The organism is Leifsonia sp. NPDC056665 (assembly GCF_042791795.1).
Taxonomy (GTDB): Bacteria; Actinomycetota; Actinomycetes; order Actinomycetales; family Microbacteriaceae; genus Leifsonia.
Genome location: NZ_JBHTXK010000007.1, coordinates 79,039 through 92,601, shown reverse-complemented (window position 1 = coordinate 92,601; position 13,563 = coordinate 79,039). Strand labels below are relative to the sequence as shown.

16 protein-coding genes and 1 tRNA gene are annotated in these 13,563 nt (G+C 69.8%); 10 read left to right on the top strand and 7 right to left on the bottom strand.

Annotated features, from left to right (window positions below; genetic code table 11):
- Positions 1–9 precede the first annotated feature (9 nt).
- The 3 genes from ACFQ9V_RS09390 to ACFQ9V_RS09380 all read left to right on the top strand — a co-directional run bounded on the left by ACFQ9V_RS09390 (position 10) and on the right by ACFQ9V_RS09380 (position 2,000).
- Positions 10–1,047 carry an LLM class flavin-dependent oxidoreductase gene (locus ACFQ9V_RS09390; RefSeq protein ID WP_382458902.1) on the top strand — a complete coding sequence of 346 codons (1,038 nt, stop codon included), beginning with the start codon at positions 10–12 and terminating at the stop codon, positions 1,045–1,047.
- Between the two features lie 17 nt (positions 1,048–1,064).
- Positions 1,065–1,146 (top strand) — tRNA-Leu (locus tag ACFQ9V_RS09385).
- Positions 1,147–1,295: 149 nt separating this feature from the next.
- A complete protein-coding gene (locus ACFQ9V_RS09380; RefSeq protein ID WP_382458901.1) occupies positions 1,296–2,000 on the top strand; it encodes a DedA family protein in 705 nt (234 codons plus the stop codon).
- A 20-nt stretch (positions 2,001–2,020) separates the two neighbouring features.
- Here the strand turns inward: ACFQ9V_RS09380 and ACFQ9V_RS09375 are convergent, their stop codons facing one another.
- From ACFQ9V_RS09375 to murI, 4 genes are all read right to left on the bottom strand, one after another.
- Positions 2,021–2,923, bottom strand: a complete 903-nt coding sequence (locus ACFQ9V_RS09375) for a cation diffusion facilitator family transporter (protein ID WP_382458900.1) — start codon at positions 2,921–2,923, stop codon at positions 2,021–2,023.
- A gap of 92 nt (positions 2,924–3,015) precedes the next feature.
- Positions 3,016–3,615, bottom strand: coding sequence for an RdgB/HAM1 family non-canonical purine NTP pyrophosphatase (rdgB, locus tag ACFQ9V_RS09370; RefSeq protein ID WP_382458899.1), 600 nt, complete (start codon positions 3,613–3,615; stop codon positions 3,016–3,018).
- Positions 3,615–4,370 (bottom strand): ribonuclease PH, encoded by a 756-nt coding sequence (rph, locus tag ACFQ9V_RS09365; protein WP_382458898.1) that lies wholly within the window; start codon positions 4,368–4,370, stop codon positions 3,615–3,617. Before rph ends, rdgB begins: the two co-directional genes overlap by 1 nt.
- A 47-nt stretch (positions 4,371–4,417) precedes the next feature.
- Positions 4,418–5,236, bottom strand: coding sequence for a glutamate racemase (murI, locus tag ACFQ9V_RS09360; RefSeq protein WP_382458897.1), 819 nt, complete (start codon positions 5,234–5,236; stop codon positions 4,418–4,420).
- Between the two features lie 43 nt (positions 5,237–5,279).
- Between murI and ACFQ9V_RS09355 the strand changes: the two genes are divergently transcribed.
- Positions 5,280–6,584, top strand: a complete 1,305-nt coding sequence (locus ACFQ9V_RS09355) for a nicotinate phosphoribosyltransferase (RefSeq protein WP_382458896.1) — start codon at positions 5,280–5,282, stop codon at positions 6,582–6,584.
- A 19-nt stretch (positions 6,585–6,603) separates the two neighbouring features.
- On the opposite strand, the gene ACFQ9V_RS09350 is transcribed toward ACFQ9V_RS09355, so the two are convergent.
- Genes ACFQ9V_RS09350 through ACFQ9V_RS09340 form a run of 3 tightly spaced genes read right to left on the bottom strand, consistent with a single transcriptional unit; the run spans position 6,604 to position 9,477 of the window.
- Positions 6,604–6,885, bottom strand: a complete 282-nt coding sequence (locus ACFQ9V_RS09350; protein WP_382458895.1) for a DUF3039 domain-containing protein — start codon at positions 6,883–6,885, stop codon at positions 6,604–6,606.
- A gap of 22 nt (positions 6,886–6,907) precedes the next feature.
- Positions 6,908–8,485, bottom strand: coding sequence for a hypothetical protein (locus ACFQ9V_RS09345; protein WP_382458894.1), 1,578 nt, complete (start codon positions 8,483–8,485; stop codon positions 6,908–6,910).
- The gene (locus ACFQ9V_RS09340) at positions 8,461–9,477 is read right to left on the bottom strand and encodes an ABC transporter ATP-binding protein (protein ID WP_382458893.1); all 1,017 of its coding nucleotides are present in this window, start codon (positions 9,475–9,477) and stop codon (positions 8,461–8,463) included. The genes ACFQ9V_RS09345 and ACFQ9V_RS09340 overlap by 25 nt, the downstream gene beginning before the upstream one ends.
- A gap of 385 nt (positions 9,478–9,862) precedes the next feature.
- On the opposite strand from ACFQ9V_RS09340, the gene ACFQ9V_RS09335 reads away from it, so the two are divergent.
- From ACFQ9V_RS09335 to ACFQ9V_RS09310, 6 genes are all read left to right on the top strand, one after another.
- Positions 9,863–10,555 (top strand): NTP transferase domain-containing protein, encoded by a 693-nt coding sequence (locus ACFQ9V_RS09335; RefSeq protein ID WP_382458892.1) that lies wholly within the window; start codon positions 9,863–9,865, stop codon positions 10,553–10,555.
- Between the two features lie 54 nt (positions 10,556–10,609).
- A complete protein-coding gene (locus ACFQ9V_RS09330; protein ID WP_382458891.1) occupies positions 10,610–11,494 on the top strand; it encodes an ABC transporter permease in 885 nt (294 codons plus the stop codon).
- Positions 11,495–12,229 carry an ABC transporter ATP-binding protein gene (locus tag ACFQ9V_RS09325; RefSeq protein WP_382458890.1) on the top strand — a complete coding sequence of 245 codons (735 nt, stop codon included), beginning with the start codon at positions 11,495–11,497 and terminating at the stop codon, positions 12,227–12,229.
- A 139-nt stretch (positions 12,230–12,368) separates the two neighbouring features.
- The gene (locus tag ACFQ9V_RS09320; protein WP_382458889.1) at positions 12,369–12,689 is read left to right on the top strand and encodes a hypothetical protein; all 321 of its coding nucleotides are present in this window, start codon (positions 12,369–12,371) and stop codon (positions 12,687–12,689) included.
- A gap of 135 nt (positions 12,690–12,824) precedes the next feature.
- On the top strand, positions 12,825–13,124 hold the full coding sequence (locus ACFQ9V_RS09315; protein WP_382458888.1) for a helix-turn-helix domain-containing protein: 300 nt from the start codon (positions 12,825–12,827) through the stop codon (positions 13,122–13,124).
- A 118-nt stretch (positions 13,125–13,242) separates the two neighbouring features.
- Positions 13,243–13,542 (top strand): helix-turn-helix domain-containing protein, encoded by a 300-nt coding sequence (locus tag ACFQ9V_RS09310; protein ID WP_382458887.1) that lies wholly within the window; start codon positions 13,243–13,245, stop codon positions 13,540–13,542.
- Positions 13,543–13,563 lie beyond the last annotated feature (21 nt).

The window sequence follows — 13,563 nt, the reverse complement described above, 5'->3', positions numbered from 1 at the left end:
AGGACGGACATGGCCGCACGGCTGGAGATCGGGATCGACACGTTCGGCGACATCACGCTGGACGCCGACGGGAAGCCGCTGCCGCACGCGCAGGTGCTGCGCAACGTCGTCGCGGAGGGCGTAGCGGCCGACCAGGCGGGTCTCGACTTCATCGGCGTCGGCGAGCACCACCGCAAGGACTTCTCCGTAGCAGCCCCGGAGGTCGTCCTCGCGGCGATCGCGGGCCAGACCGAGCGCATCCACCTCGGCTCGGCGGTCACCGTGCTCAGCTCGGACGACCCGGTCCGGGTGTTCCAGCGCTTCGCGACCCTCGACGGCGTCTCGAACGGACGGGCGGAGGTCATCCTCGGCCGCGGCTCGTTCATCGAGTCCTTCCCGCTGTTCGGGTTCGACCTCGGCCAGTACGAGGAGCTCTTCGACGAGAAGCTCGACCTGTTCGCCGCCGTCCGGCAGCAGGAGCCCGTGACGTGGAGCGGCACGCTGCGACCCCCGCTCGACGGGCAGTCCGTCTACCCGCCGGTCGAGCACGGCCTCCTGAAGACCTGGATCGGCGTCGGAGGCAGCCCGGAGTCCGTGGTCCGCGCCGCGCGGTACAGCCTCCCGCTCATGGTCGCGATCATCGGAGGAGGACCGATGCGCTTCCAGCCGCTGACGCAGCTCTACCGCAACGCGCTGGAGCAGTTCGGCCAGGACACCGACCTCCCGATCGGCGTGCACTCCCCCGGCTTCGTCGCCGAGACCGACCAGGAGGCCAAGGACCTGCTCTGGCCGCACTGGGAGGCCATGACGAACCGGATCGGCCGCGAGCGCGGCTGGCCGCCCGCGACCCGCGCGCGCTTCGAGCACGAGGCGGCCGAGGACGGCGCCCTCGTCGTCGGCTCGCCGGAGACGGTCGCGCAGAAGATCGCCTACGCCGCGCGCGGCCTCGGACTCACCCGGTTCGACGTCAAGCTCAGCAACGGCACCCTCGGGCACGACCACATCATGCGGGCCATCGACCTGCTCGGCCGCGAGGTCGCGCCGCGCGTGGATGAGCTATTGTCGTAGCCGCGCGCAGCGCGAGCGCGGGAGTGGTGAAACTGGCAGACACGCAGGATTTAGGTTCCTGTGCTTCACGGCGTGAGGGTTCGAGTCCCTTCTCCCGCACTTCATCGTCCATCCACGGGATGAACACCGACCGCATTCAGTGGGTCCACAGGGTGATGTTGGCCGGGAGAGCCCTGATTCGCACGGTTCATGGAGGTTGCGCCCACTAAACTCGGGGCTGAATCCACCACCCGAAACCCTGGAGACACGTGATCCATCACGCCGGCCTCATCCCCTGGCTCGACCCCACCACGATCATCGGCGCGGCCGGCCCGTGGGCGCTGCTCGTGGTGTGCGGCATCGTGTTCGCCGAGACGGGCCTCCTGGTCGGCTTCCTGCTGCCCGGCGACACGCTGCTGGTGATCTCCGGCCTGCTCACCCACACGTCGCGCGTCTTCGGCGTCGACATCTGGTGGGTCTGCCTGGCGATCTCGTTCGCGGCGTTCCTCGGCGGCGAGGTCGGCTACCTGATCGGGCACAAGGCGGGTCCGCGCGTGTTCGAACGCAAGGAGACCGGGCTGTTCAGCATGGAGAACGTGCGGCGCACCAACGCGTTCTTCGACCGGTTCGGCGCGCTCGCGGTCATCCTGGCGCGGTTCGTGCCGATCGTGCGCACCTTCGCCCCGGTCGCCGCGGGCGTCGGGCACATGAACTACAAGAAGTACTCGCTCTACAACGCGATCGGCGCGCTGCTCTGGGGCGCGGGACTCACCCTCTTCGGATTCCTCATCGGCTACATCCCGCCGATCGCGAACTTCGTCACCCATTACATCGACCTGATCCTCATCGGTGCGGTGGTGATCACGCTCATCCCGACGCTGTTCCACTACTTCCAGTCGCTGCACAAGGCGAAGAAGAAGCGCCAAGCCGCCGAGGCGACCGTCACCGAGCCGCGCCCCACCCCCGACGCCTGACCATCTGACGCCGAGGTGGCTCAGCGGTGGAACTCGTCCTCGTGCGCGGCGTGCTCGGCCGGCTCGAGCTGGAACGTCGAGTGCTCCACGTCGAAGTGCTTCGCCAGGCAGCCGGAGAGCTCGTCCAGCAGCTCCCCCGTGGCGCCGGAGCGGAACACCCCCGCGTCGACCACGACGTGCGCGGTGAACACCGGCGCGCCGGAGGTGATCGCCCAGACGTGCACGTCGTGCACCGCCACGACTCCCGGGGTGCCGAGGATGTGGTCGCGGATCTCCGCGACGTCCGTGTCCGCGGGAGCCGCCTCGCTCAGCACGCGCACCACGTCGCGCAGCAGCAGCACCGCGCGTGGGACGATGAACGCGGCGATCAGCAGCGACGCGATGGCGTCGGCGGGTGCGAAGCCGGTGAACATGATCACCAGCGCCGCGACGATGACGGTCAGCGAGCCGATCAGGTCGCCGAACACCTCCAAGTAGGCGCCGCGCATGTTGATGGAGTGATCGGCGGCGGGACGCAGCAGCAGCAGGGCGCCGAAGTTCGCGACCAGGCCGATGACGGCGACCACGAGCATCGGGCCGGACTGGACGTCCGCCTCCCCCGACACGAGCCGGCCGATCGCCCCGACGGTCACGAACACCGCCACCACGACCAGGATCAGCCCGTTGATGAGCGCGCCGAAGACCTCGGCCCGGCGATAGCCGAACGTCTGCCGGTCGGTCGCCGGGCGGGCCGCCACGATGGTGGCCATGAGCGCGACGACCAGGCCGGTCAGGTCGCTCAGCATGTGCCCGGCGTCGGCGAGCAGCGCGAGCGATCCGCTCAGCCACGCGCCCACGACCTGCACGACGAACACCGCGGCGACGATCCCGATGGCGATCAGGAGGCGGTTGCGGTTGGCGGAGTGGCCGTGGTCGTGACTCATGGTTCTTCTACGGTATGTCGAAGTCGTCGCGACGTGCCAGCGCTGCGGCTAGATAGGAATGAGTGCCGTTCTCATTCTCAGTGCGCGGCTGCTCAGCGCCCGGCCGCGACCAGCTCGTGCAGGGCGGGAACTATGGCGGCGAAGGCGCGGGAGCGGTGGCTCTCGGCGTTCTTGACCTCCGGCCCGAGCTCCGCCGCTGTGGCATCGTGGCCGTCCGGCACGAAGATCGGGTCGTAGCCGTGGCCGTGCCCGCCGCGTGCCTCGTGCGCGATGCGGCCGGGCCAGAGCCCCTCGACCACGGTCTCCCGCCCGTCCGGCGACACCAGCGCCAGCGTCGCGGTGAAATGCGCCGCGCGCGAGCCGTCCGGGAGGTCGGCGAGCTGGTCGAGCAGCAGCCGGAGGTTGGCCTCCGCGTCGCCGTGCCGCCCGGCCCAGCGCGCCGAGAAGATCCCGGGCGCGCCGCCCATCGCGTCCACGCAGATGCCGGAGTCGTCGGCCAGCGCCGGCAGCCCGGTGTGGCCGGCCGCGGCGCGCGCCTTGATGAGTGCGTTCGCCTCGAACGTCACGCCGTCCTCCACCGGCTCCGGCCCGTCGTAGCCGACGATCTCCAGCCCGGGGACGGCGTCGCCGAGGATCTGCTGGAACTCCCGCGCCTTGTGCTGGTTGTGCGTGGCGAGGACGACGCGGACCATCAGCCCTCGATGCCGAGCGCCGACGACTCCAGCGCCGCGCGCTGCACGGCGGCGAGCTCGGTCGTGCCGCCGAGCGCCAGGTCGAGGAGGGAGTTCAGCTCGGCGCGGTCGAAGGGCGCGCCCTCCGCCGTGCCCTGCACTTCCACGAACAGGCCGCGGCCGGTGACGACGACGTTCATGTCGGTCTCGGCGCGGACATCCTCCACATAGGCCAGGTCGAGCATCGGCGTACCGTCGATGATGCCGACGGAGACCGCGGAGACGGAGTCGATCAGCGGGCTGGCCTTCTGGCCGATGAAGCGGTGCTCGCGGCCCCACTCCAGCGCGTCGGCGAGGGCGACGTAGGCGCCGGTGATCGCCGCGGTGCGGGTGCCGCCGTCGGCCTGGAGCACGTCGCAGTCGATCACGATCGTGTTCTCGCCCAGCGCCTTCATGTCGACCACCGCGCGGAGGCTGCGGCCGATCAGGCGGCTGATCTCGTGGGTGCGGCCGCCGATCCGGCCCTTGACCGACTCCCGGTCCATGCGCTCGTTCGTGGAGCGCGGCAGCATGGCGTACTCGGCGGTGACCCAGCCCTTGCCCTTGCCGGTCATCCAGCGCGGCACGCCGTTGGTGAAGGAGGCCGTGCAGAGCACGCGCGTGTTGCCGAACGAGACGAGCGCGGAGCCCTCGGCCTGCCGGCTCCAGCCGCGCTCGATCGTGACGGGCCGGAGCCCGTCGGGGGTGCGGCCATCGGCGCGGGTGATGTCGGTCACAGTTCTCTCCTCAGTCGGAAACGGTGGTCGGAAAACGGCGTTCGGGGTCAGAGCGGGAGGTCGATCACGCCGGTCTGCACCAGATCGACCCGGAAGATCTCCGGGCCGACGAACCTGTGCGCGAGGCGCAGGAAGTAGTCGGTGTCGAGGCCGGTCGCCTCGTAGCGGATGCTGGGCGGCGTGGTCTCCGTGCGCTCCAGGCCGCCGCTGACGAGCGTGCGGTAGACGTCCTTGGCGGTCTCGGTGTCGCTGGAGACGAGGGAGACGCCCTCGCCCATGACGTAGGAGATCGCGCCTTTGAGGAACGGGTAGTGCGTGCAGCCGAGCACCAGCGTGTCCACGTCGGCCTCGCGCAGCGGCTGGAGGTACTCGGCTGTGACGCGCAGCACCTCCTCGCCGCTGGTGATCCCGGCCTCCACGAACTCGACGAAGCGCGGGCAGGCCTGGGTGAAGAGCTGCAGCGACGGCGCGGCGGCGAAGGCGTCCTCGTAGGCGCGGGAGGAGATCGTGCCCGCCGTGCCGATGACGCCGACGCGGCCCGTCCTGGTCGCGGACACGGCGCGGCGCACGGCCGGCTGGATGACCTCGATCACCGGCACGGAGTAGCGCTCGCGGGCGTCGCGCAGCATCGCCGACGATGCGGTGTTGCACGCGATCACGATCAGCTTGACGCCCTGGTCGACCAGGAAGTCGAGGACCTCCAGGGAGTAGCGGCGCACGTCCGCGATCGACTTCGGCCCGTACGGCGAGTGCGCGGTGTCGCCGACGTAGAGCAGCGACTCGTTCGGGAGCTGGTCGCGGATGGCCCGGGCGACGGTGAGCCCGCCGACCCCCGAGTCGAAGATCCCAATCGGCGCATCCGTCACAGCAGTCCAGCCTACCCGTCCGCGCCGTGGCTAAGGTGGAGCCGTGACCGAGTCCTCCGCGCTCCTGACCGACCGCTACGAGCTCACGATGCTCGACGCCGCGCTGCTCAGGGGCACGCACGATCGCGAGAGCGTGTTCGAGGCGTTCACCCGCCGTCTGCCCACCGGCCGCCGCTACGGCGTCATCGCCGGCACCGGGCGGCTGCTGGAGCTGATCGAGCGCTTCCGCTTCGGCGACGCCGAGCTCGAGTACCTGCGCGACAACGACGTCGTGCGCCAGGAGACGCTCGACTGGCTTGCAGACTTCCGGTTCTCCGGCACCATCCGCGGGTACCGGGAGGGCGAGGTCTACTTCCCGGGGTCGCCGTTCCTGATCGTGGACGCGCCCTTCGCCGAGGGGGTCATCCTGGAGACGCTCATCCTCAGCGTCTTCAACTACGACTCCGCCGTCGCCTCCGCCGCCGCCAGGATGGTCACCGCCGCCGCCGGCCGGCCGCTCGCCGAGATGGGCTCGCGCCGCGCCAACGAGCGCAGCGCCGTCGCGGCTGCCAGGGCCGCGTACATCGCGGGCTTCGGGGCGACCTCCAACCTGGAGGCCGGCCGCACCTGGGGCGTGCCGACGATGGGCACGGCGGCGCACGCGTTCACCCTGCTGCACGACAGCGAGGAGGACGCCTTCCGCGCCCAGGTCGCGGCTCTCGGACCCGGCACCACGCTGCTGGTCGACACCTTCGACGTGGAGCGCGCGATCGAGACCGCCGTCCGGGTCGCCGGACCGGAGCTGGGCGCCGTCCGCCTCGACTCGGGCGACCTCCCGAAGCTCGTCCGCCGGGTGCGCGACCAGCTCGACCGGCTCGGCGCGACCCGCACGCGGATCACGGTGACGAACGACCTCGACGAGTTCACCATCGCGGCGCTGTCGTCGTCGCCCGTCGACTCCTACGGCGTCGGGACGGCGGTCGTCACCGGCTCGGGCTCACCGGCCTCCGGGATGGTCTACAAGCTCGTCGCGCACCGCGGCGACGACGGCGCGTGGGTGCCGGTGGCCAAGAAGTCCGACGGCAAACCGAGCATCCCCGGCCGCAAGCACCCGGTGCGCCGGCTCGACGCGTCGGGGCACGCGGTCGCGGAGGTCGTGCACATCGTGGAGGCAGGCGACGTCCCCGACGACACCGGCCGCGACCTGCTCGTGCCGCTGGTCACGGACGGCGAGCTCCACCGCGAGCACCTCGGCCCGGAGGGCACGACGCGGGCGCGCGAGCACCGCGCGAGCGCGATGCGGGAGCTGCCGGACGAGGCGTTCCGGCTGGGCCGGGGCGACCCGGTGCTGCCGACGATCTTCGGCTGAGCGCCCTACTCGTCCAGCTTCACTCGTCCCGCATCTTCTCGTAGATCTCCTTGCAGGTGGGGCACACCGGGAACTTGTCCGGGTCGCGGCCCGGGGTCCACATCTTGCCGCAGAGCGCCTTGACGGGTTTGCCGGTCATCGCGGACTCGAGGATCTGCTCCTTCTTCACGTAGTGCGAGAAGCGCTCGTGGTCGCCCGGCTCGGAGACCTGCGGGGTCTCCCGGACATCGGGCCGCTCCAGGGTGGAGGTGCCACCGCCGCCCGGCTCGCCGCCGGGTTCGAGGATGCTGGCGTCGTTCATCCTCCCAGTCTAGGCACGTCGCTCAGTCGTTGCGGTTGGCGAACGCCATCAGCTCGGGGCCGCGCTTGTCGAACGCCCGCGCGCCCGCCCACAGGCCGCCGCCGAGCGCGGCGAAGCCGACCAGCACCGACGCGATGGGCGAGATGCCGAGCCAGAACGGGCTGACCGTCAGGCCGAGCGCCAGGAAGATGACCGCGGGCGACGCCAGGATGACGATCGCGAAGAAGCTGAACGCCTGCGCGAGCGCGGCCGACGCTCCGGAGTTCTGCGGCTGCATGAACGCGCTGTCGCCCGGCTTGGTCGCCGGGTACGGGAACAGCGCGGAGAACGCGCTCGACAGGCCGAGGCCGATCACCAGGATGGACCCGCACAGCGCGGCGACCGCGGGCAGCACGGCCCAGTCGCCGTACACCGCCGCGGTCACGATCGAGCCCACCACGATGACCGGGATGCCGATGAGCACCGGCGGGAACATCCTCCCGAGCCGGTCCGAGATGCCGCGGGTGCCCGACACCAGGTGCAGCCAGACCGCTGTGCTGTCGAACGCGACGTCGTTGTGGATGGTCCAGCCGAGGAACAGGCAGACCAGCGGCAGCGGCACCAGCGAGGCGAAGTGGATCGGGAGGCCGCCGGCCGCGAGCGCCGCGACCACGAACACCGGGATGACCGGAACCACCACCAGGGCCACCCAGTAGCGCGCGTCCCTCCCCCAGTACGTCATCGACCGCGCGGCGATGGCCGCCGTCGGGCCGCCGGGGAGCCGGGCGAACCAGCCGAGGCCGTGGTGGTCGCGCACATGCTCTTCCCGCTCCGGCGCGACGAGCACCAGCGCGACGAGGGTGCGCCAGACCAGCCAGAGCACGCCGACGGTCGCCACGGCGATCAGGAACTGCACGAACGCCGCTCCCCCGTCGCCCTCGGCCGCAGCGCCCGGCATGCTCCAGACCGCGCCGAGCGGGGTCCACTGCAGCCACCCGGCGAACCCGTTCAGGGTGCCGAGGCCGTCGCGGCCCCAGTCGACGGTGAGCAGCAGGATCAGCACGGGGGCGAGCAGCACGAGGGCGAGGATCGCCACGACGCCTCCTGCCTCCTTCGACCGGCGCGGCGGGACCAGGAGCGACGCGAACGCCGTCGAGACCCGCGACGCGAGGACGCAGGTGGGCACGGCGATCAGCGCCGAGAGCACGGCGAGCACGGCCGCGCCGGGGTCCCGGGACCAGGTGATGACCGTGCCCAGCGAGCAGACGAACAGCACGAGGGCGGGCACGCCGACCAGCGCGGCGAGGGCCAGCCCGCGGGCGAGCTCCCGGTCAGGGATCCCGAACAGCGCGAACTTGCGCGGGTCGAGCGCGTCGTCCACTCCGAACAGCAGCGGAAGCAGGAGGAAGCCGGCGACGACGATCGAGCCGACGACGACGAGCACGCCGTGCACGTCGGCGACGTCCGGCGCGAGGCGCGCCGCCACCAGGGCGCCGAACACCAGCACGATCGTCACGATGCCGTACGCCAGCGCAAGCACCAGGCCGAACACCTGCCACGGGCTGCGCCGGAAGGAGTTGCCCAGGAGCCTGAGCCTCAGTCCGAGAAGCTGTGCAACCACTCCATGCCCTCCGCCGCCTTGCGTCCGCCGGCCAGGTCGACGAACCGTTCCTCCAGGGTCTGCTCTCCGCGCACCTCGTCGATGGTCCCGGCCGCGAGCACCTGGCCGCGGACGATGATGGCGACGCTGTCGCAGACCCGCTCGATCATGTCCATGCCGTGGCTGGAGAGCACGACCGTGCCGCCCGCCGAGGTGTAGCGCTGCAGGATGTCCACGACGTTCGCGGCGGAGACCGGGTCGACGGACTCGAAGGGCTCGTCGAGCACCAGCAGGCGCGGCGAGTGGATCATGGCGGCCGCGAGGGCGATCTTCTTGGTCATGCCCGCCGAGTAGTCGGCGACCAGCCGGTCGAGGGCGTCGGCGATGCCGAAGGCGTTCGCGAGGTCGGCGGTGCGCGCGTGGACCGTCTTGGCGGAGAGTCCGCGCAGCGTGCCGGCGTAGTGCAGGAACTGCGCGCCGGTGAGGCGGTCGAACAGGCGCAGCTTGTCGGGGAGGACCCCGATGACGTGCTTGGCCCGCACCGGCTCGGTCCAGGCGTCGACGCCGTGCACCACGACGCGGCCCTCGTCGGGACGCAGCAGTCCGGTGATCATCGACAGCGTCGTGGTCTTCCCTGCGCCGTTCGGTCCGACGATGCCGTAGAACGAGCCCTCGCGCACGTCCAGCGAGACGCCGTCCACGGCGACGATCGAGCCGTAGCGCTTGCTGAGCCCGTGCACAGTGAGGACGCTCGGCCGCGTGTCGACGACCGGCGCCGGACGCACCGGCTCAGCCGGCTCGGCGGGCGCAGGAACGGCAGGGACCGTCTCGACGACGGCCTTCACCGTGCGCGGCTTCTGCGTCGTCTTCGCGGCGGTGGTGCGCTTGCGCGGCGTCGGCGTGCGCGTGCTCGACCCCGCAGCGGCCGCGGCCGTCTTCGGCTGTGTGCGCTTGGCCGCTTGGCGCGCCGCCGGCGCCGCCTGCTCCGGCTCGGACTGCGCGATCTCGGACATCCGCTCCCCCTCGTCGTCCCCCCGAGTTTCGGGCGCGCCGGACTCCGGATCGGTGCTGCTGCCGGGTCGCGCGCGCTCGAAACTCACCACGCAACCGTACCAAGACAGAACCGCTTGCGTACCCCCCGACGGGTTACCTCGCAGTCACGGCCTCAGGCTTCTCAGACTGCCTAGGAAAGTCCTGTGAGGAACATAACGACCGCGCAACGACCGACGTCAACCCCTGCCCCCGGATGAGGGCCCCCGGTATTCTGGTGCAGGCATGAAGGCGTGTCGAAACACGTAAAGCGTGAATGGACTCCCGGTGACATCCCGGGAGTGGCGGGCGCCGAAGCCCCGCAGCATCACACCCACACGGGGTTCGCGCGGATTCAAGGAGAAGATTGTGACGACCCAGGTAGTGATCCTCGCGGCCGGAATGGGCAGCCGGCTCGGCCGCAGCCTCCCGAAGCCGCTGACGGAGCTGAACGACGGCCGCACCATCATGCAGCAGCAGTTCGACAACATCCACGCGGCTTTCGGCAAGGACGTCACGGTGACAATCGTCGTCGGCTACAAGCTCGAGCACATCATCGAGGCGTTCCCCGACGCCGAGTTCGTCTACAACGAGCAGTACGACCAGACCAACACCTCCAAGAGCCTCATGCGCGCCCTCCAGGCCTCCGGCCCCGGCGGCGTGCTCTGGATGAACGGCGATGTCGTGTTCGACCCGGCCGTCCTCGTCCGCGGCGCGGCGATGGTGTCCCGCGACCAGACCTTCGTGACCGTCAACACCTCGTCGGTCGCCGACGAGGAGGTCAAGTACACCACCGGCCCGGAGGGCTACATCCGCGAGCTGTCCAAGACCGTCAAGGGCGGGCTGGGCGAGGCCGTCGGCATCAACTACATCTCGGGCAAGGACAAGGCCGCCCTGCTGCGCCAGCTCCAGCGCGTCGCCGACCAGGACTACTTCGAGCGCGGCATCGAGCTCGCGATCGAGCAGGACCGCCTGCTGGCCGAGCCGGTCGACATCTCCGACCTGTACGCCGTCGAGGTGGACTTCCAGGAGGACCTGGAGCGCGCGAATCTTTTCGTATAGTCGAAGGGCCGCGTGATGCGAACACGCAGCCTGCGATCAATACGATAGGTTCCCGTGACCACTACCTCCGCCGATCTGCGCCCAGCGCAGCGGACGCGCTCCGCCCGGTACCGCCACTCGCTGTGGCTGCTGACGGTGCGCGACCTGCGCGTGCGCTACTCGACCAGCGCGCTGGGTTACCTGTGGTCGATCCTCGATCCGCTCGTCATGAGCGGTATCTACTGGTTCGTCTTCACGGTGATCTTCCACCGCAACGTCGGTGAGAACCCCTACATCGTCTTCCTGCTCGCGGCGCTTCTTCCGTGGATGTGGTTCAACGGCGCGGTGTCCGACAACACCCGGGCGTTCCTCCGCGAGGCGAAGCTGATCCGCTCGACGATGATCCCCCGCACGATCTGGGTGAACCGCATCGTCACCGCCAAGGGGATCGAGTTCCTGCTCTCGCTGCCCGTGCTCGCGATCTTCGCGATCGTGACCGGCGCCCGCGTGAACGTCGACATCCTGCTCTTCCCGCTGGCCATCCTCATCCAGGTCATCCTCTCGGTGGGCGTCGGCCTGATCGTCGCGCCGCTCGTGGTGTTCTTCCGCGACCTGGAGCGCGCCGTGAAACTGGCGCTGCGGTTCCTCTTCTACGCGTCGCCGATCATCTACAGCGCCCGCGACCTCCCGGGCGGCTGCGGCCCCGGCGTGGCCGCCAAGCACTGCGCCGCGTACGTCGCCGCGCACCCAGGGACCCAGACCGAGACGCTGTTCTCTCTGCACTTCTGGTCGGCGTTCAACCCGCTCACCGGCATCTTCAGCCTCTACCGGTCGGCGTTCTTCCCGGAGGAGCTGGACTGGTACCTGGTCATCGTGGCCGCGCTGATGTCGCTGATTCTGCTCGGGGTCGGCTGGCTCGTGTTCAAGCGCTTCGAGCGCGACGTCCTGAAGGAGATCTAGGTGTCAGCCGTCATCGACGTCACCGGCCTGGGCGTGCGCTTCAAGCGCAACCGCGGAGCCCGTCGCTCGTTCAAGGACCTGTTCGGCGGGCGCAAGCGCCGCGGCCGCCCTGACGACTTCTGGCCGCTGCGGAACGTGTCGTTCCGTGTCGCGCCCGGTGAGGCGATCGGCGTGGTCGGCCGCAACGGCCAGGGCAAGTCGACCCTGCTGAAGCTCGTCGCCGGCGTGCTGCTGCCCGACGAGGGCACGGTCAAGGTCACGGAGGGCGTCGCTCCCCTGATCGAGATCACCGGCGGGTTCGTGGACGACCTCACCGTGCGTGACAACGTCTACCTCACGGCCGGGCTGCACGGGATGACCAAGGGCCAGATCGATGCCAGGTTCGAGGAGATCATCGACTTCGCCGAGATCGGCGACTTCGTGGACACCCCCTACAAGCACCTCTCCAGTGGTATGAAGGTCCGGATCGCCTTCGCGGTGATCGCGCAGCTCGAGGAACCCGTCCTGCTGGTGGACGAGGTGCTCGCGGTCGGCGACCGGGGCTTCAGGGAGAAGTGCTACGCGAAGATCGAGGAGCTCCTCGCCAGCGGCCGCACCCTCTTCTTCGTCTCGCACAACGAGAAGGACCTGCGCCGGTTCTGCGCCCGCGGGCTCTACCTCGACAAGGGCCGCCTCGTCCTGGACGGGCCGATCGACGACGTGCTCGACCTCTACAACCAGGATTACGGGGCGTAGAAAACTCCTGGTCGTGGCAGGTTTCTGACCGGGCTGAATGTCCTCCACGAAAAAGAATTCGCGCGAGTTGTCCCCAGAAGAGGTCTGTAGGCCCGATTTCGACGTTGGGGCGTCGGAGGGGGTCGTTACCTTGGTGCGCATGAGACACGTTCGGACCCTTCGCAACCCACTCGCCCCGCTCCGCGACAAGCGCTACGCCTATCGCGTCCCCTGGACCGTCGATCGCAGCGGCGCGCCCCATTTCCGCCTCGTCAACACCAGCGACGACGAGCTTCGCGGCGTCACCGTGAGCATCGCGGGCAGCTCGTCCGTGCGGGTGAGCTCGCCGTCGTCCATCCGCCCCGGTGAGGCCGTGCGCGCCAGCCTCAGCGGCAGCGACGACCCCGCCCGCGACACGCTGCTCATCGTGCGCTGGTTCCCGCCCGACGGCCACGAGTACCTCTGGCAGATCAGCTTCTGAGCCGGGGCCGGCCGCGCCGTGTGCGCGGCCGGCCTCGGCTGCGGGCATGCATTTTCCGAACTCCTCGCCTCAGGCACCAATGACGGGGTGGCGAGCACTCTGGAGAGAGAATCCGCGACGCGATAGGCATGAAGCATGAAACAAACGACGTCTCGTGCCGCAATCCGCTTCGGAGCGAAGGTCCGTCAGGCTCGCCTCGCCCTCGGACTCAGCCAGGAGAGCATCGCCGAACTCGCCCAGATGCACGTCACCAACTACGGCAAGATCGAACGCGGCCTCGCCAACCCCAGCCTCGTGACCATACTGCGGATCGCGAGCGTCCTCGGCACGGACATCGCGCCCCTCACCGAAGGACTGACGAGGGACGACCTGCCAGCCGACTTCGACGTTCTGTCGGCGGACGAGTTCGTCCGGGAGCGCACCAGACGACGCTGAGCGTCCGACTCCGCGGCTCGGCTGCACGCATGCATTTTCCGCCCTCCTGGCCTCAGGCACGAATGACGGGGTGGCGAGCGCTCTGGATCGAGAATCCGCAACCGGATAGGCATGAAGCATGAAACAAACGACGTCTGCTGCCGCGATCCACTTCGGAGCCAAGGTACGTCGCGCACGCATCGCCCTCGGACTCAGCCAGGAGAGCATCGCCGAGCTCGCCCAGATGCACGTCACCAACTACGGCAAGATCGAACGCGGCCTCGCCAACCCCAGCCTCGTGACCATGCTGCGAATCGCCAGCGTCCTCGGCACCGAGATCGCACTCCTGACCGAAGGACTGTCGCGGGACGACCTGCCAGCCGAGTTCGACGTCCTGAGCGCGGACGAGTTCCTGCAGGAGCGCGACAGGCGACTCTGAGGGGTCGATCGCGCCGCCGGC